This window comes from Arthrobacter sp. 179 (genome assembly GCF_052379645.1).
Classification (GTDB): Bacteria; Actinomycetota; Actinomycetes; order Actinomycetales; family Micrococcaceae; genus Arthrobacter_H.
In genome coordinates this window covers 1-26,288 of sequence record NZ_JBQSYU010000003.1, presented here as the reverse complement: position 1 = coordinate 26,288, position 26,288 = coordinate 1, and the positions used below count along the sequence as shown (strand labels likewise).

Sequence of the window (26,288 nt, the reverse complement as noted above, 5' to 3'; positions counted from 1 at the left end):
CTTCCGGAACCCATCTGCTCGAAATGCCGGACGGTTCCCGGCCTTCCAGCTTCTATGTTCCGCTGGGCCAGGGCCGCTACCGTTCCACCATCCACACCCAGGGTGCCTGGAACGAACATGAGCAGCATATGGCCCCGGCCACCGGCCTCCTGGTGCGTGAACTCGAACTATTCCAGCCCCGCGAGGACATGCGCATGGCCCGCGTCAGCCTGGATATCCTAGGGATCATCCATGGTGGAGACGTGGAGATCACCACCACCATGATCAGGCCCGGCAAGACCATCGAACTGGTCGAGGCGCAAATGGTCTGCCAAGGCAGGACCGCCATCGTGGCCCGGGGCTGGAGGCTGAAGACCCACGATTCGACTCAGGTCGCCGGCGTGGAGGATCCCGAGGTCTCCCATCCCGAGGAACTGCCCGTCTGGGACGGAATGGCCATGTGGCCCGGCGGCTACATCGAGCAGTTGGAGCTGCGGGTCGAACCCGGACACCGGTTGGGCAAGGGGGTCGTCTGGCTGCGGAACCCGCAACAGATGGTCGACGGCTTCGAGACCCCCGATATGGTGCGGTTGCTGGGCATGGTCGATACGGCCAACGGGGTCGCACCGAGGGTGGCCCCGGGACCGGAATCGTGGATGTTCCCCAACGTGGACCTGCAGATCCACATGTATCGCCGTCCGGTGGGTCAATGGCTGGGCATCCAGTCGCAGCAGACCTACGGTGCCGACGGCATCGGCCTGACGTCGGCGGTGCTGCACGATGTCGAGGGGCCCTTCGGCCGCAGCGAGCAGATCCTGACCGTACGCCCGATGCCCAGCCGCTGATCCGGGGGGCAGCTCAGGCGGCAGCAAGCATCGAACGGATCCTGGGTTTGGGGGTCGGAATGAATCCGGCCTCCAGATAGCGACGGCGTATCCAGCCCTCGGCCCGGTACAACGCCCAGCCCCGACGCAGCAGGAACGGCAGTGGCTTACGACGTTCCCGGACATCGCGCACCAACCGGCGTACCGCCGTCGTGATCGGGGAGACGTCGATGTAGTAGGCCCGGACGTCCACCCCGTGGTCGATCAGCGGGGCACGGATCTCATCGACGAAGATCCCTTCGGCCACGACGGGACCGCCGGCCATGGTCACGGTGGAATAGCCGGAGTAGCTGGATGTGGAAATCGAATAATGCGGGACTTCCATGCTGCCGGTGCGTAGCAGACGCAGGACGGAATCGACCGCGGCGTCGCAGTTCCAGGTTCCGGGATGGTCCCAGTCGACCTCGCCGTAGGCGGTGTGGGGCAGCGGGCTGTGCGGGGAATCCTCGGCCAGCTCACGGTAGAAGTTATCCAACTCGATATGCGGGCGGCCATAGCGCTCGGCGAGGTAGGACTTCCCGGATCCGGAGGAGCCGCCCAGGAGGATCAATGTCAGGGTTGGTTCAGGCACGACCCCCATTATTCATGCGGACCGCCCACAACTAGAATCGACACCATGACTTCCTGGAATCCCACCGCGCATCAGCCCCTGACCGTGTGGCGTTCCGAGGCGGTCGGGGACCCCGAATCCGACCTGCTCGAAGGAATCCGGCTTCTTGAACGGGTCCGTGACGGGGAGAGCGGGCCGACCCTGCGTCTCTACCGACCCGAACCCACCGTGGCCTTCGGCCAACGGGACATCAGGCTTCCCGGATATGGGCAGGCCACCGCTTCGGCTCGTCGTCTGGGCTTCGCCCCCGTGGTACGCAAGGCGGGCGGCCGGGCCGCGGCCTACCACCAGGGCACGTTGATCGTCGATCATGTGGAACCCGCGGGGGAAGCGATGCTCGGTCATCAGGACCGTTTCAGGATCCTGGGGGAGCTCTACGCCCGGGCACTGGGGGACCTGGGCATCGAGGCCGAGGTGGGGGAGATCCCCGGGGAATACTGTCCCGGGGAATTCAGCGTCCATGGCCGGCCGGGCCCCGGCTCCCGGACGACCTCCCCGGTCAAACTCGTGGGCACCGCCCAACGCGTGGTCTCCGGTGCCTGGTTGTTCGCCAGTGTGTTCGTCGTCGAGGACTCCGCCCCGCTGCGCGCCGTCCTGGAGTCCGTCTACGCGGATATGGGATTGGATTTCGACCCGACGACGGCTGGAGCCGCTGAGGACCTGGTTCCTGGAACCACGGTGGAAGCCGTTGAACAGGCGCTGCTGCAGGCCTACGCCCGGCACACCACCGTGGTTGATCCGCAGCAGCCACTGGTCGGTTAGGCCTTCCCCCCGACTCGGCCCCCACAAGCGCGCCCCGGCCTCCGTTGTACACAACAGGGCACGACGCTTCCGCGGACCGGGACCGCTCCTTCGATGCTGGTGTCCAGGCACCGGTGCTCCGACGGGGAGACCGGTGTCGCAAGGAGGCATCATGTGCAGGAGCTGCAGCATTACGGCCAGGGGGCTCGACGGAACCGGGGCGCCTCGGCCGGGGGACTGGTTCATTGAACACGCCATCGGACGCCGCGGGGTCCCGGTGGCCTACACGGTGGGGTTGACCGGGATCCAGCAACCGGAGCTGATCATCCGCGAGATGGGATTTTCGCTCGGACACCGGATCCTGCATGAACTGATCGCCACCGTCCTGGCCGGTTCCCTCCGACTGGAACCGGGGTCGACGAGCTTGGGCGAAGGCCAGGGCCTGCTGCTGCGCCGCTATGCCCACAGCATCGAACTGACCGAAGCCATCCTGCGATACGAGGGAATCATCAACGTGCTCCAGGTCGTGCCGGTCCCGTTCAGGGCCTCCTCCGCCCGATCGATGCGTCCGGCTTCGGCGGCTGCCGGGCCGGAAGGGGAAGTGGTTCCGCTGGGGAGCTTGGCCCGCCGACACCGGTTACTGCGGCGTCAAACAGGAGCCTAGGACCAGGGCGACCGGTGAAAAAGCGCGTGGCGGGAACCCCTGGGGATTCCCGCCACGCGCTGTCTTCGTCGGCGGGCCTGCCGGCCTGCCGTTGTTGGTTATTCCTCGATCTGGTCCAGCCACTCCTGCAACTGCGGGGCTTCGGCGGCGACGCTGGTGGCGTCGCCGTGCCCGGTGTTCACGATGGTGTTCGGCGGCAGCACCAGCAGCCGGTCGCGGATGGATTCCACGATCGTCTTGTAACTGGAATAGCTGCGACCGGTGGCCCCGGGCCCGCCGCTGAACAGCGTGTCCCCGGAGAAGAGCGTGTCCAGCTCCTCGGCGTAGAAGCAGGTGGAACCGGGGGAGTGGCCGGGGGTGTGGATGGCCCGCAACGTGGTGCCGGCGATGTCGAAGGTATCGCCATCGGCAATGCGTTCATCCGGCGTCGTCCCCGGGAACACGTCTTCCCAGAGCATCTGGTCCTCGGGATTCATGTAGATCGGGGCGTTGACCATTTCGGCGAAATCGCGGGCATAGCGGATGTGGTCGTCGTGCCCATGGGTGAGCAGCACGGCGGTGACCTTGCGGCCACCGACTGCTTCAACGATCGCTGCCGGCTTATGCGCCGGATCGATCACGAGGACTTCGGCTTCATCACCGATGATCCATACGTTGTTGTCCACATCCCAGGTCCCGCCGTCGAGGCTGAACGTTCCGGAGGTCACCAGGTTTTCGATCTGTGCCGGCATTAGAGCTCCACCACCGAACGCAGCACGGTGCCGTCATGCATCTTCTCGAAGGCAGCCTCGATGTCCCCCAGACCGATGCGTTCGGTGACGAACGCATCCAGATCCAGTCGTCCGAGCTTGTATTGTTCGACCAACATGGGGAAGTCGCGGGAGGGCAGGCAATCGCCGTACCAGGAGGACTTCAGTGAACCGCCACCGCCGAAGACATCGGCCAGCGGCAACTCGAGTTTCATCTCCGGCGTCGGAACGCCGACCAGAACCACGCGGCCGGCCAGGTCACGGGCGTAGAAGGCCTGCCGATAGGTTTCCGGACGCCCGACGGCCTCGATGACGAGATCGGCGCCGAAGCCACCGGTCAGTGCCTTGATGGCTTCTACCGGGTCCTTCTCCTTGGAGTTGATCCCGTGCGTGGCTCCGAGCTCGACGGCCATGTCGACCTTGGACTGATCGATGTCCACGGCGATGATCGTGGTGGCACCGGCCAGCTTCGCGCCGGCGATGGCGGCGATGCCGACCCCTCCGCACCCGATGACCGCGACGGATTCGCCGCGCTTGACCTCCCCGGTGTTGATCGCCGCACCAATACCGGCCATGATGCCGCAGCCCAGCAGGCCCACGGCAGCTGGATCGACGTCGTCATCGACCTTGGTGCATTGGCCGGCGGCAACCAGGGTCTTCTCCGCGAAGGCCCCGATGCCCAGCGCGGGGGAGAGCTCCGTGCCATCTTCGAGGGTCATCGGCTGATCGGCGTTGGCTGTATCGAAGCAGTACTGCGGCTGGCCCTTGGCGCAGGCCCGGCATTCGCCGCAGACGGCCCGCCAGTTCAAGACGACGCGATCGCCGACCTCGACGTTGGTCACGCCTTCCCCGAGCTGGCTCACGACGCCTGTGGCCTCGTGTCCGAGCAGGTACGGATACTCGTCGCCGATGCCGCCGAGCTTATAGTGCAGGTCGGTGTGACAGACCCCGCAGGTGAGGATGTCCACGACCGCTTCGCCGGGACCGGGATCCGGAACGACGATCGTCTCGATTTCCACCGGTGCGTCCTTGGCCTTGACGACTACAGCCTTGACCTTTTGTGCCATGGTTTCCATCCTCTCGGCCGTGTCCAGCACGGCCCATCCAATTCAGAAAAAAGGTGCCCACGCGGAAAAACCGCGGGCACCTTTCATCCTGTCATAGAGCCGCTAGAGACGCTCGCGCACCTGTTCAATTCGGGGGTTCGTGACGGCCGAACCATCGGAGAAGATCAAGGTGGGGACCGTCTGGTTACCGCCGTTGAACTCCTCGACGATCTCGGCGGTTCCCGCGACGTCCTCGATGTTGACCTCCCGGTAGGAGATGCCATCGGCGTCCATGGCCTTCTTCAGGTTCCTGCAGTATCCGCACCAGGAGGTGGTGAACATGGTGACGGCCCCGGCTTCGGGGATGTATTCCTCGGTCTTCAAATCAGTCATATCCAGCACAACCGGCACTATGAGATCCTTATTCCATGTGCGGACGATACGTAATGGCCCGGGCCATCGGCGATCTGGTGGCCGAAGCCGAAGCGGAAGCAGATGACGCGCTGCAACTGCGCAAATCATGGAACGTCGCCCCGACCACCGATGTGCCGATCGTCTTGGAGCGACTCCTGGACGATGAAGTCGTCCGGCAGGTGCATGTGGCTAAATGGGGTCTGGTCCCCAGCTGGGCCAAGGACCCCTCGGTGGGGGTCAGGGCCTTCAACGCCCGCAGCGAAACGGTCCTGGAGAAACCCACCTTCCGCGCCGCCATCAAGGCCCGCCGCTGTGCCGTCCCCGTCGAGGGATACTACGAGTGGAAGAAGTCCGGGACGGGCAAGACCGCTTCCAAGCGTCCGTATTTCGTGCACCGGGAAGACGACTCGCTGATCTTCTTCGCCGGCATCTACGAATGGTGGAAGGATCCCACGAAGGCGGAGGACGATCCGGAACGTTGGCTGCTCAGCTGCAGCATCCTCACGATGGCCTCACCCGAGGAAACGGGCGAATCCGAAGTACTCGACGAGCTGCACGGCCTGCACGACCGGCTGCCCATTCCCCTGGACCGGGCGGCGATGTCCGAATGGTTGAACCCCGGCGACCGGGAAGCCGGCCCACTGGTCGAACAGGTCAGGGACGAAGCCCATGAGGTCGCCGGTGGCTGGTCCCTCCGTGAAGTCGGCTCCGCCGTGGGCAACGTGCGGAACAACGGCCCCGAACTCATCGAGCCGGTCGAGGATCTTTTCGCGGAGTAATCCGGGGTGGGAACGGACCAACCATCAGTGGCCGATTGCTCAAAAGCGGGGTCCCCTATGATGTTCACCATGACTTTGGCGTGGAACGAAACACCCCCGATCCTGAGGGGCTCGACGGACGGCGGGGAAGGGATCATCTTGCGTCCCTGGAGCCGCGGGGATACGGAATCGATTCACCGGGCGTGCCAGGACCCCGAAATCATCCGCTGGACGACCGTGCCGCATCCATACACGCAGGAGCACGCGGCCTCATTTGCGGATCACTCCGCAATGACCTGGAACGAACGGACCGGAGCACCTTTTGCCGTGGTCGATGAAACGACGGATGCCGTACTCGCCTCTTGTGGACTGGTTGATGTCGATCCGGCCAACTCCACGGTGGAAGTGGGGTATTGGGTGGCCCCATGGGCGCGCGGTCGCGGGGTGGCCACTGCCGCAGCCAGGGCAGTGACCCGGTGGGCAATAGAAGAGCTGGGCGCCCAACGGGTGAGCCTCGAGGCCGCATCGGCAAACATCGGCTCCCAAAAGGTGGCACTCAATGCCGGGTTCACCCGCGAAGGGCTCCAACGCTCCAAAACGGCACGATCCGGCGAACGCCATGACATGGTGCTGTTCTCGCTCCTGCCTGGAGAAGGAAGGCCCTGACGCGGCTGCCTGCCTGGTGAACAGCAGGTTCCTCCCGAATCATCTGGACGACGTTGCTGTGCCCTTTTTCGGGGGCCTGTTGCCTGCTGCGCGCACTAGCTTCGGCATGCAGGAGGTTCCCCGGACCGGTTCGAGACGGCCCTGCGAGTGGGCTTGAACCTCGGGGGCAGCAGCCTTCGATCAGCACCACCAACGGATACCTCCACCCACGAGACCCAAAGTGTCGTACATACTTTCTAGTCTGATCTTGCTTAGTACAAAGTTTCGAATAGAATGGAGTGGTCGTCGTGCACAGGCAGTTTCGCGGCCCCTCCCATCGTGTAGGGCTCCGGGACCAATGCCGTCGTCCGGGGCGATTTGGAGGTATCAGATGGGGCTTTTCACCCAGTCAGTCGACGTGGAATGCAGTACCGCGGGGCTACCCTTGCGGATGCGGTGGCAGGGGCGGGAATACCGTGTTGCCGCCGACCCCGTGCGCTGGTTTGAACGCCGTCGCTGGTGGGCCGAAGAGGTCCGCGCCGAACGCGGTCGCGGCCCGGGACTCGTGGACCACGAGATCTGGCGGCTCCAGGTCAGACTCGCCGGCAAGGGGCCGCTACTGACCTTCGAGGTCTCCCGTGACGTGGAGAGCGGGCGCTGGCGGCTCATCCGGATCCACGATGCCCTGCTGGAGAGCGCATGACTTTTACCCATCTGAACGTGGCTTCTGCGTTCAGTGCCCATTACGGGGTCTCCTGGCCGCAGGACCTGGCCCTGAGGGCTGCCTCCGAGGGGGCCGACGCGCTGGCCACCACCGAACGCGATGGCCTGTATGGGGCCGTCAAACACCTCAAGGCCTGTCGGGACACCGGGCTGGATCCGATCCTCGGGGTGAACCTTGCCGTGCTGGGCCCCGCGGCCGATGACCCCCGTCCTCCTCCGGGGCATGCCGCCCGGGGGCGTCCGGGGCCCCAGGTGCAGGGGCGGATCGTCGTGCTGGCCAAAGGACACTGCGACGGGGCCGGGTACCGTGCCCTCTGCCGACTGGTCTCCCTGGCCCATGAGGGAACCTCGGCGCACCGGGGCGTCAGCGGACGCAAACCGGTCGGGGTGACCCACGCGGAGCTGGCCGCCTGCGCCACCGACCCGGAGGCCGGCACGGTGCTGAAGGTCCTGCTGGGACCGGATTCCGACGTCGGACAGGCGGCCCTGCGTCGTGAACTCCCGCGCGCCAGGACCGCGCTGGCCGGATGGCTGCAGGCGGTGGGCCGGGACGTGGTGTGCCTGGAGCTGGTCACCCATATGAACACCCCCGGTGAGCGGCTCAGCACGGCGCATTCCATCCGGATGCTGCGTACGGCCCAGGCCCTGCACGTCCCCGCCCTGCTCACCAACGCCGTGCGCTACGCGGTCCCCGACGGGGCCGCCACTGCCGACGTCCTGGACTCCGCCCGCGCCCTGAGCTCGCTGGAAACCCTCAGGGACCTGCAACCAAACGGTCAGGGGTGGCTCAAAAGCCCCGGGAGGATGCACGCCTTGGCCCGGGAAATCGCCCGGGAGGCGGGGGAGGGGAAAGTCGCCGGGGAACTGCTGGGCAACACCGCGGCGATGGCCGACTGGGCACGGATGGACCCGGTGGACGACGCCGGCTGGGGAATCCCCGTGGTCCCCGAAGCCAGCGTGATCGGCATCAGCGGCCACCCCGACGCGGAGCTGGCGGCACGCTGCGAAGCAGGCATCACCCGCCTGATTCCGCAGGACGCCGCTTCCCGTACGCTGCGCGATCGACTCGCCATGGAACTGGAAACCATCTCGGACCTGGGGTTCAGCACCTACTTCCTCACCGTGGCCGAGGTCAGCTCGATGATCACCACCCTGGGCGTGCGCAATGCCGCCCGGGGGTCCGGGGCCTCCTCGCTGGTGAACTTCCTCCTGGGCATCAGCCATGTGAACCCGCTGGCGCACGACCTGCTCTTCGAGCGCTTCCTGTCCCGGGAACGGACGACCCTTCCCGATATCGACATCGACGTCGAATCCGCCGAGCGTCATCGGGTCTATGAGCACATCTTCGAGCGGTTCGGCTCCGGGAGGGTGACCCTGATGAGCATGCAGAACGGATACCGGGCCCGGGGTGCCGTCCGGGACGCGGGGCAGGCGCTGGGCATGGGGGACGGGGATCTGGACGTCATCGCCAAACAGTTGTGGCGTTTCTCGGCCAGCAACTTCCGCGAGGCCCTGGAGGAGAAGCCGGAGCTGCGCCCCTTTGCCGAACGGATGGGGGCCGAGAAGCAACTGGACCTGCTGGTGGACCTGACCGAACGGCTGGACCGGCTGCCCCGCCACATCTCCATGCATCCCTGCGGGGTGATCCTGGGGGACAACACCCTGCTGGACCGGACCCCGGTCCAGCCCAGCGGACTCGGGTTGGCGATGAGCCAATTCGACAAGCACGACATGGATCCCATGGGCATGCTCAAACTCGACGTGTTGGGGGTGCGCATGCAATCGGCGATGGCCCATGCGGTCTCCGAAGTCGTCAGGATCCATGGGGACGGGGAGGCGGTCGCGCGCGCCGGGGCCCACCCGAGAACACCCGACGGGGAGCTTCCGGAGTATCTGGATAGCGACGGGACCATCGACCTGCAGCGGGTCCCGCTGGATGACGAACCGACCTTCGAGCTCATTTGCACCACCGACACCCTGGGTTGCTTCCAGATCGAATCCCCCGGGCAGCGTGAACTGATCGGCAAGCTGGCGCCACGCCGATTCAACGACATCATCATCGACATCTCGTTGTTCCGGCCCGGGCCCATGCAATCGAACATGGTCAAGCCGTATCTGGAGAACCGGCACGGATTCGCGGTCGAAAGCTATCCGCACCCCGATCTCAAACCTGCCCTGGCCGAGACCCACGGGGTCACGGTCTTCCACGAACAGGTGCTGCGGATCTTCGACGTGATGACCGGGTGCGGGCTGGCCAAGGCCGATGTGTATCGGCGGCTGCTGGGCAACGAGCAGGCCGAACCGCGGGTGGAGGAACTCTACCGTTCCCGCGCCCTGGCGAGGGGCTATCCGTTGGCCGTGATCGACGAGGTCTGGACGACGTTGAAGGCCTTCGGCTCCTTCGGCTTCTGCAAGGCCCATGGCGCGGCCTTCGCCGTACCGACCTACCAGTCGGCCTGGCTGAAGGCCCACCACCCCGAGGCGTTCCTGGCCGGCATCTGGGAACACGACCCCGGGATGTATCCCAAACGGTTGCTGGTGGCCGAGGCACGGCGGATGGGCATCCCCATCCTGCCCTTGGACATCAACAACTCCGATGCCTCCTACCGGGTCGAACGCATGAAGGGACTGCTCCCCCCGGCCACGGTGCCCCCCGTCTACCGGGCCCCGGGGACGATGCCTGCCGGACGGTTGGGCATCCGGCTGTCCTTGAGCGGGATCCACGGGGTCTCAGGGACCGAGGTGAAGCGGGTCGTGGCCGGTCGGCCCTACGACTCACTGGCCGATGTACGTGACCGGTCGGGGCTGAGCCGGTCCTCGTTGCGCACCTTTGCCGCGCTGGGGGCGTTCGATTCCCTGCAAAAAGCGGCTGGACGCGGCAACCGCGCGGATCTGATGCTCCACCTGACCGCCCGGACCGCCAAGACGCTGCCCCCACGGCACCGGCCCATCCCGGGACAGCTGTCCTTGCCGATGGGTGATGTGGAACTGGGCGGGTTGGCCGTGGGGGAGGCCGAACAGAGCATGGAGGAGACCGTCCGCACCGAATTGGATCTGATGTCGGTGGACGTCAGCGGCCACCTGATGTCCTCGCACGCCCCGATACTGGGGAAGCTGGGGGCGACCCATGCCGAGGACCTGCTGGGACTGCGCAACGGAACGGAGGTGCTGGTTGCCGGTGTACGGGTCGCCACGCAGACACCGCCGATGCGTGGCGGTCGACGGGTTGTGTTCATCTCCCTGGACGACGGGACCGGTTGCGTGGACTGCACCTTCTTCCACGAAGCCCAGCAGAACTCCGGGCCGCTGCTGTTCTCCACCCGGCTCCTGCTGGTGCACGGGATCACCCGTCGGACGGGTCCCCGCGGCATCACCCTGCAGGCCCTGCAAGCCTGGGATCTTGCCGACCAGGCCACCCTGCCGGGGCCGGGGCACCTGAATGACCCGAACCGAGTCAGCGATAAGCGTCCACCTGCCACGGCGAAGACCGCCACCAGTGGCGAGGACACCTCGTTGCTGGCCATCCGGATGCAGGACGAAGGCCTGGACAACCGGCTGCCCGGTGAACTTCCGGAGGGTTGGCCGGAATTCGACGTCGGATCATGATCCGGTCAGCCCAGCACGACCAGGGCACCATCCCGTCTCGCCGTGCGAATGAATGGAACTACTCCTCACCCACAGTGCTCTCCGCCAACTCGTGGATTGACTCAGCCGGAACAAGGTCGGGCCGTGAAGGCATGCTCTTCGCCACGGTGAGCAGGATCGCGGAGTTCTCGACGGCTTCCAGCGAGTGGGCCGCGGCGGGAATGACCAGCAGGTCACCGACCCAGCCGAAGGACTTCCGTCCACCGGAGTGCAGGACGACCCGACCGGAAAGCACGTGCACACTGGCCTCACCCGGGCTTTCGCCCACGTCCAAGGATTCCCCGGCCCGCATCCCGATGACCGTTTGGCGCAGCATCCTGTCGTGCCCACCGAGCACCGTAGCCGCACTACGACCGCTCGTGCCCGTCATTGCGTGTTCCAACTCATGACGTGCCAACGCCGTCAACGATGTTTTCCGTCTCATGCCAACCTCCGCGCTCAACCGGGTTCACCTGCTTTGACCGTCTCACAAGGCTAACCCGGAACCAGTTGCAAGAGCAGGGGGTAGATCGTCATCGCCGTAATGTCCGCCCCAGCACGTCGGGTGGGCCCCGAGGGCGGGGCGCTGGTGGGTGTCCTGTTTCGGGGTCTCCACGCCCGGGAAGCCGGGACCATGCCTCCCTTGGCGATCACCGACGAATCCGGCGCCCTGGTGGGCAGGATCAATATCAATGGCATCACCCGCGGCACGCTGGAATCGGCAAGCCGGGGGTTCTGGGTCGGACAGGAACACCAGGGGCCGGCTTGGCCACCCGGGCGGTCGCCGAAGCCCGGGCCCACTCCTTCGATGGGCTGGGCCTGCACCGTCTCCAGGCGGAAACACTGGTGCACAACCATGCCTACCAGCGCGTCCTGACCCGTAACGGCTTCACCCGGCATGGGAGGGCCTCCGGATACCTGAAGATCGCTGGGCGGTGGCAGGACCACCTGATGTATCAGGTGCTGTGCACGGTTTGATCGCAGGAAATCGGCGGTCGCTGATCCGACCTCCTGGTGTTTGCTGCCGGGAACATCCTCCACGAGCCCTCTTCAGAACAATGCCACCAGCACGACACCGAGCAGGACGGTCCCGGCTCCTGCGAGCCGTCGGGCAGGCTTGGGCTCCCTGAAGATCAGCCAGCCAGCGACGGTCACCAGCACCACGCTCAGCTCCCGGCCCGGTGCCACCAATGACACCGGTGCCAGCCGCATGGCCCACAAGACCAGAATGTAGGCCAGCGGAGACAACACCCCCACGGCCAGGACCTTGAGCCAGTTCCCCAGCAGGATGGACCGCAGGCGGGAAACGTCCCGGAGTGCGACGGGGGTCAGCAACGCCACCTGGGTCACCAAGGAGCCCCAGTACAGGAGCACCGGGGTGATGGCCAGTGCCGTGACCGCATGGGCGTCCCACACGGTGTACGCGGCGATCATCACCCCGGTCATCACCCCGAAGAGGACCCCGTTTCCCCGGCTGGCACCGCCGGGACGGCTGGACGAGGATCCGGTCAATCCGATCACCACGATGCCCGAGACCACCAGTGCCGCTCCCACGAGGCCCAGCGCGCCGGGTCGTTCGGCGAACAGGATCATGGCAAAGACCACCGCCAGCAACGGGCCGGTCCCGCGTGCCAGTGGATAGACCACTGACACGTCCCCCACGGCATACCCCCGTTGCAACAGCACGAAATAGGCGGTGTGGATGATTCCGCTGACCAACGCCGCCGACCACCACGTGCCCATCGATACGTCGGCCCCGGCGAGCACGAGCACGGCGAAAGGGAGGTAGAGGACGGTGGAGGCCACGCTGTATAGCCACACGAACGCGGCCCCGGCGGAGCCGGCGCTCTTGGCCGCAATGTTCCAGGTCGCATGGGCCAGGGCAGCCAGCAGAATCAGCCCCAGCGCCGTGGTGCTCATCGTGGCATCGGCGGGTCGGAGCAGTGGGGATCAGTATGGTGATCGGGCTTCGGGGTCGTCATCGGCCGCCATGCACCGAATTTCCCTGTCCCCGGTAGGTCCACCTGCCTGCTTTCAGACACCAGCCTTCCTCCTCCCGGCGGGTTTCCCGGCCCGGCTCGGATCGCACCACGCCACGGGCCCTCAATCTAGCAAGGGCGTGGGCCGCAGGCAGCCTTCGCGGGGGCGGTGGGCTGACAAAGCAACAATCGAACGAGTATACTGTCTTCAGGACATCAAATCAGAGGAGCAGCCATGGACAACCAACCAGTACGCAATCTCGAGGGCAAGGTCACCATCGTCACCGGTGGCGCGGCGGGCATCGGCGGAGCCGTGACGCGCGCTTTCGTCGCCAGGGGCGCAAAGGTGGTGGCGGTCGACCTCAATGAGGAAGCCGGTGCAGTCATCGTGGAGCAATTCGGCCAGGACGTGGAATTCGTCGCCGGCGATGTCTCTGATCCCGAGGTGGCGAAGGCGGCCGTGGCCCGCGCCGTGGACCGCTTCGGTCGATTGGACGCCCTGGTCAACAATGCCCACGCCTCCAAACAAGGTTCCTTCCTGGAACACACCGATGCCATGTGGGACCTGTCCTTCAACACCGGGTTCTTCGCCACCCGGAACTTCATGCTGGCCGCCTACCAGGAACTGAAGAAGACCGTCGGCGCCGTGGTCAACTACGGATCCGGGGCCGGACTCGAAGGCCAGCCGACCCAGGCTGCCTACGCGGCCGCCAAGGAGGCCATCCGCGGACTCAGCCGGGTCGTGGCGAACGAATGGGCCCCCGAGGGCATCCGGGTCAACGTGGTGTGCCCGATGGCCATGACCGAAGGCGTGGAGAACTGGAAGAAGAACTACCCGGAGATGTTCGCCGCCTCCGAGGAGAAGGTGCCGCTGGGACGCTTCGGTGACCCGGAGACCGACGTGGCCCCCATCGTCGCGTTCCTGTGCTCCGATGACTCCCGCTACATGACCGGACAGACCGTCATGGCCGACGGCGGATCCATCAAGCTGCGCTGAATCCGTCGCGGTGTCGTGCCCCGGGACCTCCAGGGAGCACGAGGCGGGTGCACGACGGACGCGACCGGATTCCTGCAACGCCGCGGGAACCCGGTCGATTGGTTCGGCTGCGAACGAGTCGGTTAAGCTGGACCCGGCTGGCTGTGGTCACCGTATGCCACAAGTCATGAAGCCCCACCACGAATCAGGAGACCAACGTGTCAGAGCAGATCACCCTAAATGTCGACGGCGAACAGCGTGAGGTGACTGCTGGCACGACAGGGGCCGAGCTGTACTTCGAAGAGCGCAACGTCGTGGTCATGCATGTGGACGGCGTCCTCTGCGACCTGTCCCATGAACTCGAAGCCGGGACCACCGTCGAGCGGGCGACCATCGACTCCCCGGCAGGACTCGAAGTCCTGCGCCACTCCACCGCACACGTGATGGCCCAGGCCGTGCAGCAATTGCGGCCCGAAGCGAAGCTGGGCATCGGCCCGTACATCACCGACGGCTTCTACTTCGACTTCGACGTCGAGGAACCCTTCACCCCCGAGGATCTGAAGACCCTCGAGAAGATGATGCTCAAGATCGTCAACCAGAACCAGAAATTCGCCCGCCGCGTGGTGACCGAGGACCAGGCCCGCGAAGCCATGGCCGCCGAACCCTATAAATTGGAGATCCTGGGCAAGTCCAGTGACGCCGACGCGGTCGGCGAAGGGGCCAACATCGAGGTCGGCGCCGGCGAGATCACCATCTACGACAACGTCGACCGCAAGAGCGGGGAGACCATCTGGTGCGATCTGTGCCGCGGCCCGCATCTGCCCAACACCAAGCTGATCTCCAATGCCTTCGCCCTGACCCGTTCCGCCGCCGCCTACTGGTTGGGCAACGAGAAGAACAAGCAGCTCCAGCGCATCTACGGCACCGCCTGGCCGACGAAGGCGGACCTGAAGGCCTACCAGGAGCGTCTGGCCGAGGCCGAACGCCGGGACCACCGCAAGCTCGGGGCCGAACTTGACCTGTTCTCCTTCCCCGATGAACTCGGTTCGGGCCTGCCGGTCTTCCACCCCAAGGGTGGCATCATCCGCCGTGCAATGGAGGACTACTCACGTAAGCGCCACGAAGAGGCCGGATACGAGTTCGTCTACACCCCGCATATCACCAAGGGCCACCTCTACGAGATCTCTGGGCACCTGGACTGGTACCGGGACGGCATGTTCCCCCCGATGCACGTCGACGAGGAACTGAACGAGGACGGGTCGGTGCGCAAGCCCGGCCAGGACTACTACCTCAAGCCGATGAACTGCCCCATGCACAACCTGATCTTCGCCTCGCGGGGACGCTCCTACCGCGAACTGCCGTTGCGGATGTTCGAATTCGGTTCGGTCTACCGCTACGAGAAATCCGGCGTCGTCCACGGGCTGACCCGCGTGCGGGGGATGACACAGGACGACGCCCACATCTACTGCACCCGCGAGCAGATGAAGGGCGAGCTGACCACCGCGCTGGAATTCGTCCTGGACCTGCTCAAGGACTACGGGCTGGACGACTTCTACCTGGAGATCTCCGATAAGGACCCGGAGAAGTACGTCGGCAGCGACGAAGCCTGGGAGGAAGCGACCCGCACCCTCGAGGAGGTGGCGACCGCATCGGGCCTCGAGCTGGTCCCCGACCCGGGCGGAGCCGCCTTCTACGGGCCGAAGATCTCCGTGCAGGCCCGCGACGCCATCGGGCGCACCTGGCAGATGTCCACCATCCAGCTGGACTTCAACCTGCCCGAGCGTTTCGACCTCGAATTCCAGGCGGCGGACGGCTCCCGTCAACGCCCCGTGATGATCCACCGGGCCCTCTTCGGCTCGGTGGAACGGTTCATGGGCGTGCTGATCGAGCACTATGCCGGGGCCTTCCCGGCCTGGCTCGCCCCGGTGCAGGTGCTCGGCGTCCCGGTGGCCGAGGCGTTCAACGACTACGTCCAGGACATCGTCGCCCAGCTCAAGGCCCGCGGCATCCGTGCCGAAGCCGATCTGGGGACCGAACGGTTCCCGAAGAAGATCCGCAACGCGTCCAAGGACAAGATCCCCTTCACCCTGATCGCCGGGGGAGAGGACGCCGAGGCAGGCGCCGTCTCCTTCAGGTTCCGTGACGGGAGCCAGGACAACGGGGTGCCGGTGGCCGAGGCCATCGAGCGCATCGTTTCCGCCGTGCAGAACCGGGAGGCGTAGTTGATGGGGACCCCGGAACACGACGAGGACATCACCGACGACTTCGAACTGGCCGGGGTCCCGGATTCCTTCCAACGCCTGTGGACGCCCTATCGAATGGCCTACATCAAACAGGGCCAGGGGCAGGTCAAGAACGAAGAGGACTGCCCTTTCTGCACCGGGCCCCAGCGCAGCGACGAGGAATCGTTGATCGTGCACCGGGGCAAGACGATGTTCGTGGTGCTCAACCTCTTCCCCTACAACTCCGGGCACCTGCTGGTGTGCCCCTACCGCCACGTCCCGGACTACACGGATCTGACCGTGGAGGAAACCGCCGAAATGGGGGCGGCAGCCCAACAGGCGATGCGTGTGCTGCGGGCGGTGGCGAACCCGTCGGGCTTCAACCTGGGCATGAACCAGGGGGTGGCCGGCGGGGCGGGCATCGCCGCGCACCTGCATCAGCATGTGGTCCCGCGGTGGAGCGGGGACGGGAACTTCTTCCCGATCATCGCCCGGACCAAAGCCATCCCAGCGGTCCTGGGGGACATCCGTCAGGACATCGCCGACGCATGGGACCAGGGCTGAGATCGACCGCGAGCACCAGTGGTGCTACATCATCGGCGCCGCGGTGGCGCCGAAGCACGCCCATCGCTGACCGGTGGCGTCATCGGGGGCGGTGATCACCGGCACACTGGCTTAGGATGGAGCGTACTTTCCCCCCGTTTTGAAAGGACCATACGTGTCCAGCACTGAGAACACCACCGGCAGTCCCCGGGTCAAGCGTGGCATGGCCGATATGCTCAAGGGCGGCGTCATCATGGATGTCGTCACCGCAGAGCAGGCCCGAATCGCTGAGGATTCCGGCGCCGTCGCCGTCATGGCCCTGGAACGGGTTCCCGCCGACATCCGCGCCCAGGGCGGGGTCTCGCGCATGTCCGACCCCGATATGATCGACAGCATCATCGACGCCGTATCGGTTCCGGTCATGGCCAAGGCCCGTATCGGCCACTTCGTGGAGGCCCGGATCCTGCAGTCCCTCGGGGTCGACTACATCGACGAATCGGAAGTCCTGACACCGGCCGACTACGTCAACCACATCGACAAGACGGACTTCACGGTCCCCTTCATCTGTGGTGCCACCAACCTGGGGGAGGCCCTACGCCGCATCAACGAGGGTGCTGCCATGATCCGTTCCAAGGGTGAAGCCGGCACGGGCGACGTCTCCAACGCCACGGGGCACATGCGCAAGATCCGCGCCGAGATCGCGAAGCTGTCCTCGATGCCCACGGACGAGCTCTACGTGGCCGCCAAGGAGCTGCAGGCACCCTACGAACTGGTCAAGGAAGTCGCCGAGGCGGGCAAGCTGCCCGTCGTGCTCTTCACCGCCGGCGGCATCGCCACCCCGTCGGATGCCGCGATGATGATGCAGCTTGGCGCCGACGGCGTGTTCGTCGGCTCAGGCATCTTCAAGTCAGGCAACCCGGCCCAGCGGGCCGCAGCCATCGTGAAGGCCACCACCTTCCACGACGACCCCTCCGTCATTGCCCAGGCCTCCCGCGGGCTGGGTGAGGCCATGGTCGGCATCAACGTGGAGGAGCTGCCCGAACCGCACCGCCTCTCCGAGCGCGGCTGGTAAACCCTCCTGAGCTGAAACGGACGGCTGGCCACTCATCCCGAGTGGCCGGCCGTTCGTGTCTTCCTACTGCACCAGATGGCGTCCCTTGCCCAGCAGCTCGAGGCCGTTGGTGCGGAAGAAGGCCGACGCCCCGGGGGTCGAAGCCGCCAGGACCTGGCCCGAACCTTCCTCGGAGTCGAGCCGTTCGACCAGGGCCCCCAGCAGGGCCGTTCCGGCCCGCTGACGCCGCCAGGAGCGGCCGACCGCCAGGGACTGGATCGACAGGTCCCCGCCGTCATGCAATTGACCGAACCCCCGTCCCGCCAGCGTTACGTCGGCGCCCCGGGCCACGGCTTGTTCGATCCGACGCTCCGGTTGCAGGACCGCCAGTTCTTCCCGGTCGGCCCCGGTGGCCTCGGGCAGGGTGGAGGATAATTCGACGCCGCCCTCCCACGGTTGGCCATCGCGGCCGGCTGCCGCCACATCTGCCGCGGACCCACCGTGCCAGAAGAGCGGGGGCGCGTCTCGGAAGCCCAGCTCGGTCAGGGCCTCGTCGCGGGCCGCGGCATTGAGGAAGACGTGGACTTCGCGGGCCCCCAGACGGGTTCCCTCCGCCAGTCCGGGGCGCAGCCCGGAGGCTTCGGGACGGGTGGGGAAGAGCAGGACCAACCGGGCCCGGGTCGGCTGATAGAGCCATTGGCAGCCGTGGGTGGAGAACTCCCGGCCACCGGTGGCCGCAGCCAGGGTCCGGTGCCAGTCGGTGAAGGCGCGCTGTGCGCCGGCTACGGTGCTCATTGGGCGGCTGCGTCCAGTCCGCGGCGCACCAGCAATGGCTCGAGCCGGGCTTCACGCCCGCGGAAGATCTCATAGGAGGCCAACGGGTCCCGGGTATTGCCCCGGGCCAGGAGTTCATGGCGGAACCGGTCGCCGTTGGCCCGGGTCCCACCACCATTTTCGGTGAACCACTCCACCGTGTCGGCGTCGAGGACTTCACTCCAGATATAGGAGTAGTAGCCGGCGGAATAGCCGCCATCGAAGATGTGCTTGAAGTAGCCGGTGCGGTAGCGCGGGACGATGACCTCGGGGGAGAAGCCCGCCTCGCGCAGCACCCGGTCCTCGAACTCCAACGGATCCCCCGGATCCTCCCCGGCGGCCAGGGAATGCCACTCCAGATCCAACAGGGCCGCCGCCAGGTATTCGGTCGTGGAGAAGCCCGCACCCCAGAGGCCCGCATCCTGGATCTTCTCCACGGCGCCGGCGGGCAGCGGTTCGCCCGTCTCCACGTGGAGGGCATATTTGGTGACGAGCTCGGCGTCGAACTGCCACATCTCGTTGACCTGCGAGGGATATTCGACGAAGTCGCGCGGCACCGAGGTCCCGGCGAGGGAAGGGTAGATCCCGTGGGCGAACAGCCCATGCAGGGCATGGCCGAATTCGTGGAACAGGGTCCGGCATTCATCGAGGGTCACCAGCGCGGGTTGGCCTTCGGCCGGGGCCGGGATGTTCAGGTTGTTGGTGACCACGGGCAGTTCGCCGAAGAGGGAGGCCCCGTCGCGGATGCTGTTCATCCAGGCACCGCCGGCCTTGGTGGGCCGGGCGAAGTAGTCGCCCAGGAACAGCCCCAACGTGCTGCCATCGGCGTCGGTGACCTCCCAGACCCTGACCTCGGGATGGTACACGGGCAGGTCGTGACGTTCGGTGAACTCCACCCCGTAGAGCCGCGTGGCTGCGGCGAAGACCCCCGCGTGGATGACCCGGTCCAGTACGAACCAGGGCTTCAACGCCGCGGCGTCCACGGCGTACTTCTCCCGCTGGACCCGGGCCGAATAGTAGGCGCGGTCCCAAGGGGCGAGTGGCCGTCCGGCCAGCTCGGCCATGGTCGCGGCCTCGGTGGCGGCATTGGCCAGGGCACCGGGGATGAGGCCGGCCAGACGTTCACGCACCGCCTCCACCGAGGGAGCGGTCTGGCCTTCGAGGACGTAGGCCGCGTGATGGTCATAGCCCAACAGGGCGGCCCGTTCGGCGCGCAACCGCGCCATGGAAGCGCCCAGCTCCAGGGTCCGGTTCGGTCCCTCCTGGCCACGTCGGGTGGAGGCCTCGAACAGCCGCCTGCGTGAGTCCTCCCGTTCCAACCGGGCCAGGGCCGGCTGCTGGGTCGGCAGGACCAGGGTCAACAAATAGCCGTGAAGATGTCCGGCCTCCGTGGCGGCACGGGCGGCCGAGGCGATCTCGGCGTCGGAGAGGCCCTCGAGTGCCTCGGCGGAATCGAAGAGCACCGCGGCGTCGTTCATCCCGGCCAACAACCGGGTCCCGTACCGGGTGGAGAGGGCGGAGATCTCCGCGTTCAGGGCCCGGAGGCGCTCCTTGCCCGCTTCATCGAGCCCGGCTCCCGCCTGGCTGAACCGGCGCAGCGTCTCGGAACTGAGGCGCTGGCGTTCGCCGTCGAGCCCACCGGCGGCTTCCACGGCGGACAGCCGGGCGTGGAGCTGCGCGTCGAGGTGCACGGCATCCTCGTGTTCGGTCAGCAGTGCCTGGATGTCGGCATCGACCTCCACGATGTCGTCGGTGCCGTGGGAAGGCCTGACATTGGAGAAGGCCATGACCGCCCGGCGCAGGGTTTCCCCGCTGGTTTCGAAGGCTTCGGTGGTGTTGGGGAAGGTGGGCTCCTCGGTGGAGGAGGTGATGGCGGCGATGGCGGCCAGCTGCTCGGCGATGCCGTGTTTGACCGCTTCGACATAATCCTGCGCCGTCAGGAGATCGAACGCGGGCATTTCGAAGGGCAGCACGCTTTTGCTGAGCAGGGGATTCGTCATGAAGTCAGTTTTTCACACCTGCGGACCGGACGCGACGCCTACCATCGGAGGATGAGCCACAGATCGTTGCCGACCCGCCGGCGGGCCGCCGTCCGAGTAGCCGCCCTGGTGGCCTCGCTGATCCTGCTGTCGGGCTGTTCAGGCGCCGATACCTCCCAGCCGGCCGGGACGGGAACGACGCCGCCGAATGCGGCGGCCCCGGCAACGGCGGGCAGCGCCACGGCGGCGACGACGGATGCGGAGGCCACCGGGCCGGACCCGATGCCCTCGTCCCGCGAGGAGGTCTCGGTGGTGGTGACCGGTGACGTGTTGCTCCACCCACCCCTGTGGGAACAGGCCCGGGCGGACGGTTCGGCCGCTACCCCCGACTTCGCCCCGCTGCTATCGGGTCTGGCGCCCTATCTTGCCGACGCCGATCTGGCGATCTGTTCGTTGGAGACCCCGGTCGGGACCGACAAGGGGCCCTATCGCGGGTACCCGTCCTTCGTGGTGCCCCCGCAGATCCTTCCGGCCCTGGCCTCCACCGGCTATGACGCCTGCACCACCGCCACGAACCATGCCGTCGACGACGGGACTTCCGGGGTCGAACGCACCCTGGACGCCCTGGACGAGGCAGGGCTGGAACATACCGGGACCTATCGCAGTGCCGCGGAGTCCCGGAAGCCGCTGATCCTGGAGGCCGGGGGAATCCGGGTCGGCGTCGTGGCAGCCACCTACGGGCTCAACGGGTTGAGCGCCGACACCGACTGGAGGGTCGATCTCATCGACACCGACCAGATGATCGCCCGGGCCAGACAAGCCCGCAAGGCAGGCGCCGACGTCGTGCTGGCCGGGTTCCATGCCGGCGAGGAGTACTCGACACGCCCGACCACCGAACAAACCCATATCGCCCACACCCTGGCGGACAGCGGGGAATTCGATGCGGTCTATTCGCACCACACGCATTCGGTGCTGCCGTTGGAAAAGCGCGACGGGGTGTGGATCGCCTACGGGTTGGGCAACTCGGTGTCCGCCCATGCCACCGATCTGGCGGTGAACCGGGAAGGGGTGAGCCTGAAGCTGGACTTCGTGAAGGAGGGGGACCGGTGGACGACCTCGGCCCCGCGTTGGGTCGGACACATCATGGCCCAGGACCCGGTGCGCTGGTGTGCCCTGCCGGCGAAGACCCCGTGCACGACGGCGGCCGGTGATGCCGCCTCGCTGAAACGCACGCGCTCGACCTTGAACGTCCTGGGCGCCGACGGGGACGGGGCCCGGCCTTGGCGCCCCGCAGCCTCCCCGTGACCAGCCCCGCAGCCTCCTCGTGACCAGGCCCGGGGCTGACGGTGCCTACCCGGTGGGCGGTCGGCCGGTGCGGGAACTATGCTGAAGCGTCCCATTTCCTCCGCCGCGGTGACGCGGTGCGACCCCGGCCCCACCCGGGAAAGGCGGTTCCACATGCTCAACGTCGGTGTCCTGGCCCTCCAGGGTGATGTCCGCGAACATGTGGCGGCGTTGGAATCCGTAGGCGCCCGCGCCGTTGAAGTCCGCCGGGCCGAGGAACTGGCGGGGCTGGACGGGATGGTCCTGCCCGGGGGCGAATCGACCACCATCGACAAGCTCTCCCGCATGTTCGGGCTCTCCGCCCCGTTGAAGGAACGCATCGCCGACGGGTTCCCGGTCTTCGGTTCCTGCGCCGGGCTGATCTTGTTGGCTGATCGGATCCTGGACCCCTCGACCGACCGCCAAGGCGTGTCGCAGCAGAGCTTCGGCGGCATCGACATGAGCGTCAGACGCAATGCGTTCGGCCGTCAGGTCGAGTCCTTCGAAACGGATCTGGCGTTCAAGGGACTGCCCGATCCACCCCGGGATGCCCGGTCTTCCGCCAGCGGACCCGCGGCGGCGGTGCGGGCGGTGTTCATCCGCGCCCCCTGGGTCGAATCGGTGGGCGAAGGGGTCGAGGTATTGGCCACGGTCCGGGTCCCGGCGGGCGGATCGGGCCCGGAGGCGGGAACGGACAGTAGAATCGTTGCAGTACGTTCGGGATCGCTGTTGGCGACGTCCTTTCATCCGGAAGTCACGGGGGAGCGCCGGATCCACGAACTGTTCATCCAGCTGATCAAGGGAGAAGCGTAAGCATGTCAGGCCACTCCAAATGGGCAACCACCAAGCATAAGAAGGCGGCCATCGACGCCAAGCGCGCGAAGTCGTTTGCCAAGCTCATCAAGAACATCGAGGTCGCAGCCCGTGCCGGCGGCGCCGATATGGCGGGCAACCCCGGCTTGGAAGTCGCCGTTGCCAAGGCGAAGAAGACCTCGGTCCCCAATGACAACATCGACCGGGCCGTCAAGCGCGGTGCCGGGCTGACCGGTGAGGTCATCGACTACGCCGAGATCATCTACGAAGCCCGCGGGCCGCAGGGTTCGGCACTGCTCATCGAATGCCTGACCGATAACAAGAACCGGGCCGCTTCCGAGGTGCGCCTGGCCATCAACCGCAGCGGCGGGACCGTCGCGGACCCGGGCTCGGTGGCCTACATGTTCACCCGCAAGGGCGTGGTCTCGGTGCCGAAGAACGACCTGACCGAGGACGATCTGCTCATGGCCGTGCTCGACGCCGGGGCCGAAGAAGTCAAGGAATCCCGCGACGGCTTCGAGGTGCATTGCGAGCCCACCGACCTGCAGGAAGTGGTCAAGGCGCTGGAGGAGGCAGGCATCGAATACGAATCCGATGAAGCCGAGTTCGTTCCCTCCATGCAGGTCCAGATCGATGCCGACGCCGCGCGCAAGTTCCTCAAGCTGGCCGATGCCCTGGAGGAACTCGACGACGTGCAGAACGTGTATTCGAATGCCGATCTCACCGATGAGGTCATGGCCGAGCTCGAAGCGGACGACTAGCACCCCATGGCGTTGCGTGTGGTCGGGGTCGACCCGGGGCTGACCCGCTGCGGTCTGGCCGTGGTCGACGTCGAACCCAACCGGCGGGCGTCCCTGGTCGACGTGAAGGTAGTCGGGACGACGCCGGACACCTCGTTGGACCAGCGACTGCTGGCCATCGCCGAAGGCATCGATGCCTGGTTGGACCGGCATCGCCCCGACGTGCTGGCCGTGGAACGGGTCTTCAGCCAACTCAATGTCAGTACGGTCATGGGCACCGCGCAGGCCTCGGGGATCGTGATCGTCGCCGCGGCCCGGCGGGGCATCCCGGTGGCTTTGCATACCCCGACCGAGGTGAAGGCGGCCGTGACCGGAAGCGGTCAGGCGAGCAAGGCCGCCGTAGGCAAGATGGTGGCCAAGATCCTCCGCCTGGACGAACCACCCCGCCCGGCCGATGCCGCCGATGCCGCCGCCCTGGCCATCACCCATGGCTGGCGCGGGGCGGCCCCCGGTTCGCAGGCCTCCAGCGGGGTCACCGCCGGCTCCAGCGGGTTGACCCCCGCGCAACGCGCCTGGGCCGCCGCCGAAGCAGCGGCCCGCAAGCCACGCTGACCGAGTCGGTGGGCCCGGATCCGCGGCCCGACGGGTAAGGTATTCGTAGATATGTTCGGATGCCGCCCAGCGGTCACCGATCACAGGACGACGCCGGAGGAAGGCTTTTCATGATCAGTTCGCTCAACGGTGTGGTGAGCCATGTGGCCCTGAACAGTGCCGTCATCGAGGTCTCCGGATTCGGGATGCTCGTCCAGGCAACCCCGCAGACCCTCTCGGGTCTGCATGTGGGCCGCGAGGCCGTGGTGCATACCTCGATGGTGGTCCGCGAGGACTCCATGACGCTCTTCGGTTTCGCCGAGCCGGGGGAGCGGGAGGTGTTCGAGGTGCTGCTCTCCGTGGCAGGGATCGGTCCGCGGCTCGCCCTGGCCGTCCTGGCGGTCCATACCCCCGAAGACGTCAGGGTGGCCTCCGCCGAGGGGGACACGAAGGCCTTCTCCCGGGTTCCGGGCATCGGCCCCAAGGGCGCCCAGCGGATCGTGCTGGAACTGGCCGGCAAGCTCGCCCCCACCGGGGAGGCCACCACCACGGCCCAGGCCGCCACCGTACCGGCGTGGAAGGAACAGGTGCTCGAGGCCCTGACCGGATTGGGGTGGTCCGATAAGGACGCCGAAAAGGCTGTGGCGGCCACCGCCAAGGCCGAGCCCGAACTCGTGGCCACCGCCCAGGTGGGCAACATCCTCAAATCAGTTCTGCGCGACCTGGGCCGTGGCGCCTCGGCCGGCGGACGATAGGCTGGAACCATGACCGAGAACCAGCAGATCACCGCCTCCTCCTCGGAGCCGGAGGAGCGGGCGCTCGAGTCGGCACTGCGCCCGAAGAACCTGCATGACTTCGTCGGTCAACCCCGGGTCCGCCAGCAGCTCTCGCTGGTCCTGGAAGCCTCACGGATCCGCGAACGCTCCGCGGACCATGTCCTGCTGTCGGGCCCTCCGGGGCTGGGCAAGACGACCCTGGCGATGATCATCGCGGCCGAAATGAACGCCCCGCTGCGCATCAGTTCCGGCCCCGCGATCCAGCATGCCGGGGATCTGGCCGCCATTCTTTCCTCGCTGACCGAAGGCGAAGTCCTGTTCCTGGACGAGATCCATCGCATGAGCCGTCCCGCCGAGGAGATGCTCTACATGGCCATGGAGGACTTCCGCGTCGACATCGTCGTGGGCAAGGGGGCCGGAGCCACGGCCATCCCCCTGGAGATCCCGCCGTTCACCCTGGTCGGGGCCACGACCCGTGCCGGTCTGTTGCCCGGGCCGCTGCGTGACCGGTTCGGCTTCACCGGGCACCTGGAGTTCTATGCCACCGAGGAACTCGAGCTGGTCCTGCGCCGTTCGGCCATGCTCATGGACATGTCGGTGAACTCCGCGGCCTTCGCCGAGATCGCCCTGCGTTCGCGCGGTACCCCCAGGATCTCCAACCGTCTGCTCCGCCGGGTCCGGGACTGGGCCCTGGTCCACGGGATCGAACAGATCGATGCCCGGGCCGCCTCCGCGGCCCTGGACATGTATGAGGTCGACTCCAAGGGCCTGGACCGGATGGACCGCAACGTCCTCGAGGCCCTGTGCACCAAATTCGCCGGAGGACCGGTGGGCCTGTCGACCCTGGCCATCGCCGTCGGACAGGAGACCGAGACGGTGGAAACCGTCGCCGAACCGTATCTGGTCCGTGAGGGCCTGCTCGGGCGGACGCCACGCGGGCGGATCGCCATGCCCGCCGCCTGGGAACATCTCGGATTGGCCATGCCCGCCCATGCGGTCCACTACGATGGCGCGGCCGGTCAATTCGGTCGCCAGGACCCCTCCGGGAACCCCGCCGGCAGCTGAGCCGGAGGGCGGGAATCGGCTCCGCGGTCACCCAACGTCCAGACTGGACCTATACAATAGTGACTTGCCCTCCGTGGGCGTTGTCGAAAACGCCCTCCGGAAGTCCCCGGAACAGAAACAGGTAGTAACTCTTGACCTCCACCGTAATTGCCCAGGCGGACCAGCCGTCGGGCTTCGACCCGATGACCCTGATCCTCATCCTGGCCTTCGCCTTCCTGATCTTCATGATGTTCCGCGGACGCAAGAAGGCACAGAAGAAGCAACAGGAGCTCCGGTCGCAGCTGGCCGTCGGATCCGAGGTCATGACCAACTTCGGACTGTTCGGAACGGTCGCGGCGATCGACACCGATGACAACAAGGTCATCCTGGAGATCTCCCCCGGAACCACCGCCACGGTCCACGCCCAGGCCATCGCCAAGGTCATCCCCGTCGCGGAGCCCGGCAACGATGCCGAGCTGTCGACCGATGAGGCCCAGTCGACCGCAGGGGAAACCCCCGAGGAGACCCTGCGTCGCCTCGATGGCGAAGGCAAGAACGAGAACGACTAGATGCACCGCGGCGTGGGGGGGCGGGGCGGGGG

Annotated in this window: 27 protein-coding genes; 19 read left to right on the top strand and 8 right to left on the bottom strand. The window is 66.6% G+C overall.

Features of this window, described 5'->3' with window-relative positions; all coding sequences use genetic code 11:
- The first annotated feature begins 23 nt into the window (after positions 1-23).
- A complete protein-coding gene (locus ACT3UE_RS02730; protein WP_444553763.1) occupies positions 24-824 on the top strand; it encodes a thioesterase family protein in 801 nt (266 codons plus the stop codon).
- Positions 825-837: 13 nt separating this feature from the next.
- On the opposite strand, the gene ACT3UE_RS02725 is transcribed toward ACT3UE_RS02730, so the two are convergent.
- Positions 838-1,443 (bottom strand): uridine kinase, encoded by a 606-nt coding sequence (locus ACT3UE_RS02725; RefSeq protein ID WP_444561683.1) that lies wholly within the window; start codon positions 1,441-1,443, stop codon positions 838-840.
- A 36-nt stretch (positions 1,444-1,479) separates the two neighbouring features.
- On the opposite strand from ACT3UE_RS02725, the gene ACT3UE_RS02720 reads away from it, so the two are divergent.
- Positions 1,480-2,235 (top strand): lipoate--protein ligase family protein, encoded by a 756-nt coding sequence (locus tag ACT3UE_RS02720; protein ID WP_444553637.1) that lies wholly within the window; start codon positions 1,480-1,482, stop codon positions 2,233-2,235.
- Between the two features lie 151 nt (positions 2,236-2,386).
- Positions 2,387-2,878, top strand: coding sequence for a hypothetical protein (locus ACT3UE_RS02715; RefSeq protein ID WP_444566247.1), 492 nt, complete (start codon positions 2,387-2,389; stop codon positions 2,876-2,878).
- Between the two features lie 98 nt (positions 2,879-2,976).
- On the opposite strand, the gene ACT3UE_RS02710 is transcribed toward ACT3UE_RS02715, so the two are convergent.
- The 3 genes from ACT3UE_RS02710 to ACT3UE_RS02700 form a co-directional block, all read right to left on the bottom strand.
- The gene (locus tag ACT3UE_RS02710; protein ID WP_444553635.1) at positions 2,977-3,609 is read right to left on the bottom strand and encodes an MBL fold metallo-hydrolase; all 633 of its coding nucleotides are present in this window, start codon (positions 3,607-3,609) and stop codon (positions 2,977-2,979) included.
- A complete protein-coding gene (locus tag ACT3UE_RS02705) occupies positions 3,609-4,694 on the bottom strand; it encodes an S-(hydroxymethyl)mycothiol dehydrogenase (protein WP_444553634.1) in 1,086 nt (361 codons plus the stop codon). Before ACT3UE_RS02705 ends, ACT3UE_RS02710 begins: the two co-directional genes overlap by 1 nt.
- Positions 4,695-4,796: 102 nt before the next feature.
- On the bottom strand, positions 4,797-5,066 hold the full coding sequence (locus ACT3UE_RS02700) for a glutaredoxin domain-containing protein (protein ID WP_444553633.1): 270 nt from the start codon (positions 5,064-5,066) through the stop codon (positions 4,797-4,799).
- Between the two features lie 35 nt (positions 5,067-5,101).
- Here ACT3UE_RS02700 and ACT3UE_RS02695 point away from each other — a divergent pair, with 35 nt between their 5' ends.
- From ACT3UE_RS02695 to ACT3UE_RS02680, 4 genes are all read left to right on the top strand, one after another.
- Positions 5,102-5,866 carry an SOS response-associated peptidase gene (locus tag ACT3UE_RS02695; RefSeq protein WP_444553632.1) on the top strand — a complete coding sequence of 255 codons (765 nt, stop codon included), beginning with the start codon at positions 5,102-5,104 and terminating at the stop codon, positions 5,864-5,866.
- A 57-nt stretch (positions 5,867-5,923) separates the two neighbouring features.
- Positions 5,924-6,511, top strand: a complete 588-nt coding sequence (locus tag ACT3UE_RS02690) for a GNAT family N-acetyltransferase (RefSeq protein WP_444553631.1) — start codon at positions 5,924-5,926, stop codon at positions 6,509-6,511.
- Between the two features lie 370 nt (positions 6,512-6,881).
- Positions 6,882-7,193, top strand: coding sequence for a DUF6504 family protein (locus ACT3UE_RS02685; protein WP_444553630.1), 312 nt, complete (start codon positions 6,882-6,884; stop codon positions 7,191-7,193).
- Positions 7,190-10,819, top strand: a complete 3,630-nt coding sequence (locus ACT3UE_RS02680) for a DNA polymerase III subunit alpha (protein ID WP_444561685.1) — start codon at positions 7,190-7,192, stop codon at positions 10,817-10,819. The genes ACT3UE_RS02685 and ACT3UE_RS02680 overlap by 4 nt, the downstream gene beginning before the upstream one ends.
- A 58-nt stretch (positions 10,820-10,877) precedes the next feature.
- On the opposite strand, the gene ACT3UE_RS02675 is transcribed toward ACT3UE_RS02680, so the two are convergent.
- Positions 10,878-11,282 carry a LuxR family transcriptional regulator gene (locus ACT3UE_RS02675; RefSeq protein ID WP_444553628.1) on the bottom strand — a complete coding sequence of 135 codons (405 nt, stop codon included), beginning with the start codon at positions 11,280-11,282 and terminating at the stop codon, positions 10,878-10,880.
- Here ACT3UE_RS02675 and ACT3UE_RS02670 point away from each other — a divergent pair.
- On the top strand, positions 11,267-11,815 hold the full coding sequence (locus tag ACT3UE_RS02670) for a GNAT family N-acetyltransferase (protein WP_444553627.1): 549 nt from the start codon (positions 11,267-11,269) through the stop codon (positions 11,813-11,815). The genes ACT3UE_RS02675 and ACT3UE_RS02670 overlap by 16 nt on opposite strands.
- A gap of 72 nt (positions 11,816-11,887) precedes the next feature.
- Here ACT3UE_RS02670 and ACT3UE_RS02665 read toward each other — a convergent pair whose 3' ends face one another.
- Complete coding sequence (locus tag ACT3UE_RS02665) at positions 11,888-12,757, bottom strand: EamA family transporter (protein WP_444553626.1); 870 nt, start codon at positions 12,755-12,757, stop codon at positions 11,888-11,890.
- Between the two features lie 294 nt (positions 12,758-13,051).
- Here ACT3UE_RS02665 and ACT3UE_RS02660 point away from each other — a divergent pair, with 294 nt between their 5' ends.
- From ACT3UE_RS02660 to pdxS, 4 genes are all read left to right on the top strand, one after another.
- On the top strand, positions 13,052-13,813 hold the full coding sequence (locus tag ACT3UE_RS02660) for an SDR family NAD(P)-dependent oxidoreductase (protein ID WP_444561686.1): 762 nt from the start codon (positions 13,052-13,054) through the stop codon (positions 13,811-13,813).
- 197 nt (positions 13,814-14,010) lie between these two features.
- Positions 14,011-16,014, top strand: a complete 2,004-nt coding sequence (gene thrS / locus ACT3UE_RS02655; RefSeq protein ID WP_444553624.1) for a threonine--tRNA ligase — start codon at positions 14,011-14,013, stop codon at positions 16,012-16,014.
- Between the two features lie 3 nt (positions 16,015-16,017).
- Positions 16,018-16,578: an HIT family protein gene (locus ACT3UE_RS02650; protein ID WP_444553623.1), complete on the top strand. Its 561-nt coding sequence runs from the start codon at positions 16,018-16,020 to the stop codon at positions 16,576-16,578.
- Between the two features lie 154 nt (positions 16,579-16,732).
- On the top strand, positions 16,733-17,629 hold the full coding sequence (gene pdxS / locus ACT3UE_RS02645; RefSeq protein ID WP_444561687.1) for a pyridoxal 5'-phosphate synthase lyase subunit PdxS: 897 nt from the start codon (positions 16,733-16,735) through the stop codon (positions 17,627-17,629).
- Between the two features lie 63 nt (positions 17,630-17,692).
- On the opposite strand, the gene ACT3UE_RS02640 is transcribed toward pdxS, so the two are convergent.
- Complete coding sequence (locus ACT3UE_RS02640; RefSeq protein ID WP_444561688.1) at positions 17,693-18,403, bottom strand: GNAT family N-acetyltransferase; 711 nt, start codon at positions 18,401-18,403, stop codon at positions 17,693-17,695.
- The gene (locus tag ACT3UE_RS02635; RefSeq protein WP_444566246.1) at positions 18,400-20,421 is read right to left on the bottom strand and encodes a M3 family metallopeptidase; all 2,022 of its coding nucleotides are present in this window, start codon (positions 20,419-20,421) and stop codon (positions 18,400-18,402) included. The genes ACT3UE_RS02640 and ACT3UE_RS02635 overlap by 4 nt, the downstream gene beginning before the upstream one ends.
- A gap of 51 nt (positions 20,422-20,472) precedes the next feature.
- Between ACT3UE_RS02635 and ACT3UE_RS02630 the strand changes: the two genes are divergently transcribed.
- The 7 genes from ACT3UE_RS02630 to yajC all read left to right on the top strand — a co-directional run bounded on the left by ACT3UE_RS02630 (position 20,473) and on the right by yajC (position 26,256).
- The gene (locus ACT3UE_RS02630) at positions 20,473-21,705 is read left to right on the top strand and encodes a CapA family protein (RefSeq protein WP_444561690.1); all 1,233 of its coding nucleotides are present in this window, start codon (positions 20,473-20,475) and stop codon (positions 21,703-21,705) included.
- Positions 21,706-21,858: 153 nt separating this feature from the next.
- Positions 21,859-22,536 carry a pyridoxal 5'-phosphate synthase glutaminase subunit PdxT gene (gene pdxT, locus ACT3UE_RS02625; protein WP_444566245.1) on the top strand — a complete coding sequence of 226 codons (678 nt, stop codon included), beginning with the start codon at positions 21,859-21,861 and terminating at the stop codon, positions 22,534-22,536.
- Positions 22,537-22,538: 2 nt separating this feature from the next.
- On the top strand, positions 22,539-23,297 hold the full coding sequence (locus ACT3UE_RS02620; RefSeq protein ID WP_444561692.1) for a YebC/PmpR family DNA-binding transcriptional regulator: 759 nt from the start codon (positions 22,539-22,541) through the stop codon (positions 23,295-23,297).
- Positions 23,298-23,303: 6 nt separating this feature from the next.
- Complete coding sequence (ruvC, locus tag ACT3UE_RS02615) at positions 23,304-23,888, top strand: crossover junction endodeoxyribonuclease RuvC (RefSeq protein WP_444553616.1); 585 nt, start codon at positions 23,304-23,306, stop codon at positions 23,886-23,888.
- A gap of 110 nt (positions 23,889-23,998) precedes the next feature.
- Positions 23,999-24,622, top strand: a complete 624-nt coding sequence (gene ruvA / locus ACT3UE_RS02610; RefSeq protein WP_444553615.1) for a Holliday junction branch migration protein RuvA — start codon at positions 23,999-24,001, stop codon at positions 24,620-24,622.
- 9 nt (positions 24,623-24,631) lie between these two features.
- Positions 24,632-25,708: a Holliday junction branch migration DNA helicase RuvB gene (ruvB, locus tag ACT3UE_RS02605; protein ID WP_444553614.1), complete on the top strand. Its 1,077-nt coding sequence runs from the start codon at positions 24,632-24,634 to the stop codon at positions 25,706-25,708.
- Between the two features lie 131 nt (positions 25,709-25,839).
- Positions 25,840-26,256, top strand: a complete 417-nt coding sequence (gene yajC / locus ACT3UE_RS02600; RefSeq protein WP_444553613.1) for a preprotein translocase subunit YajC — start codon at positions 25,840-25,842, stop codon at positions 26,254-26,256.
- The last annotated feature ends 32 nt before the right edge of the window (positions 26,257-26,288 follow it).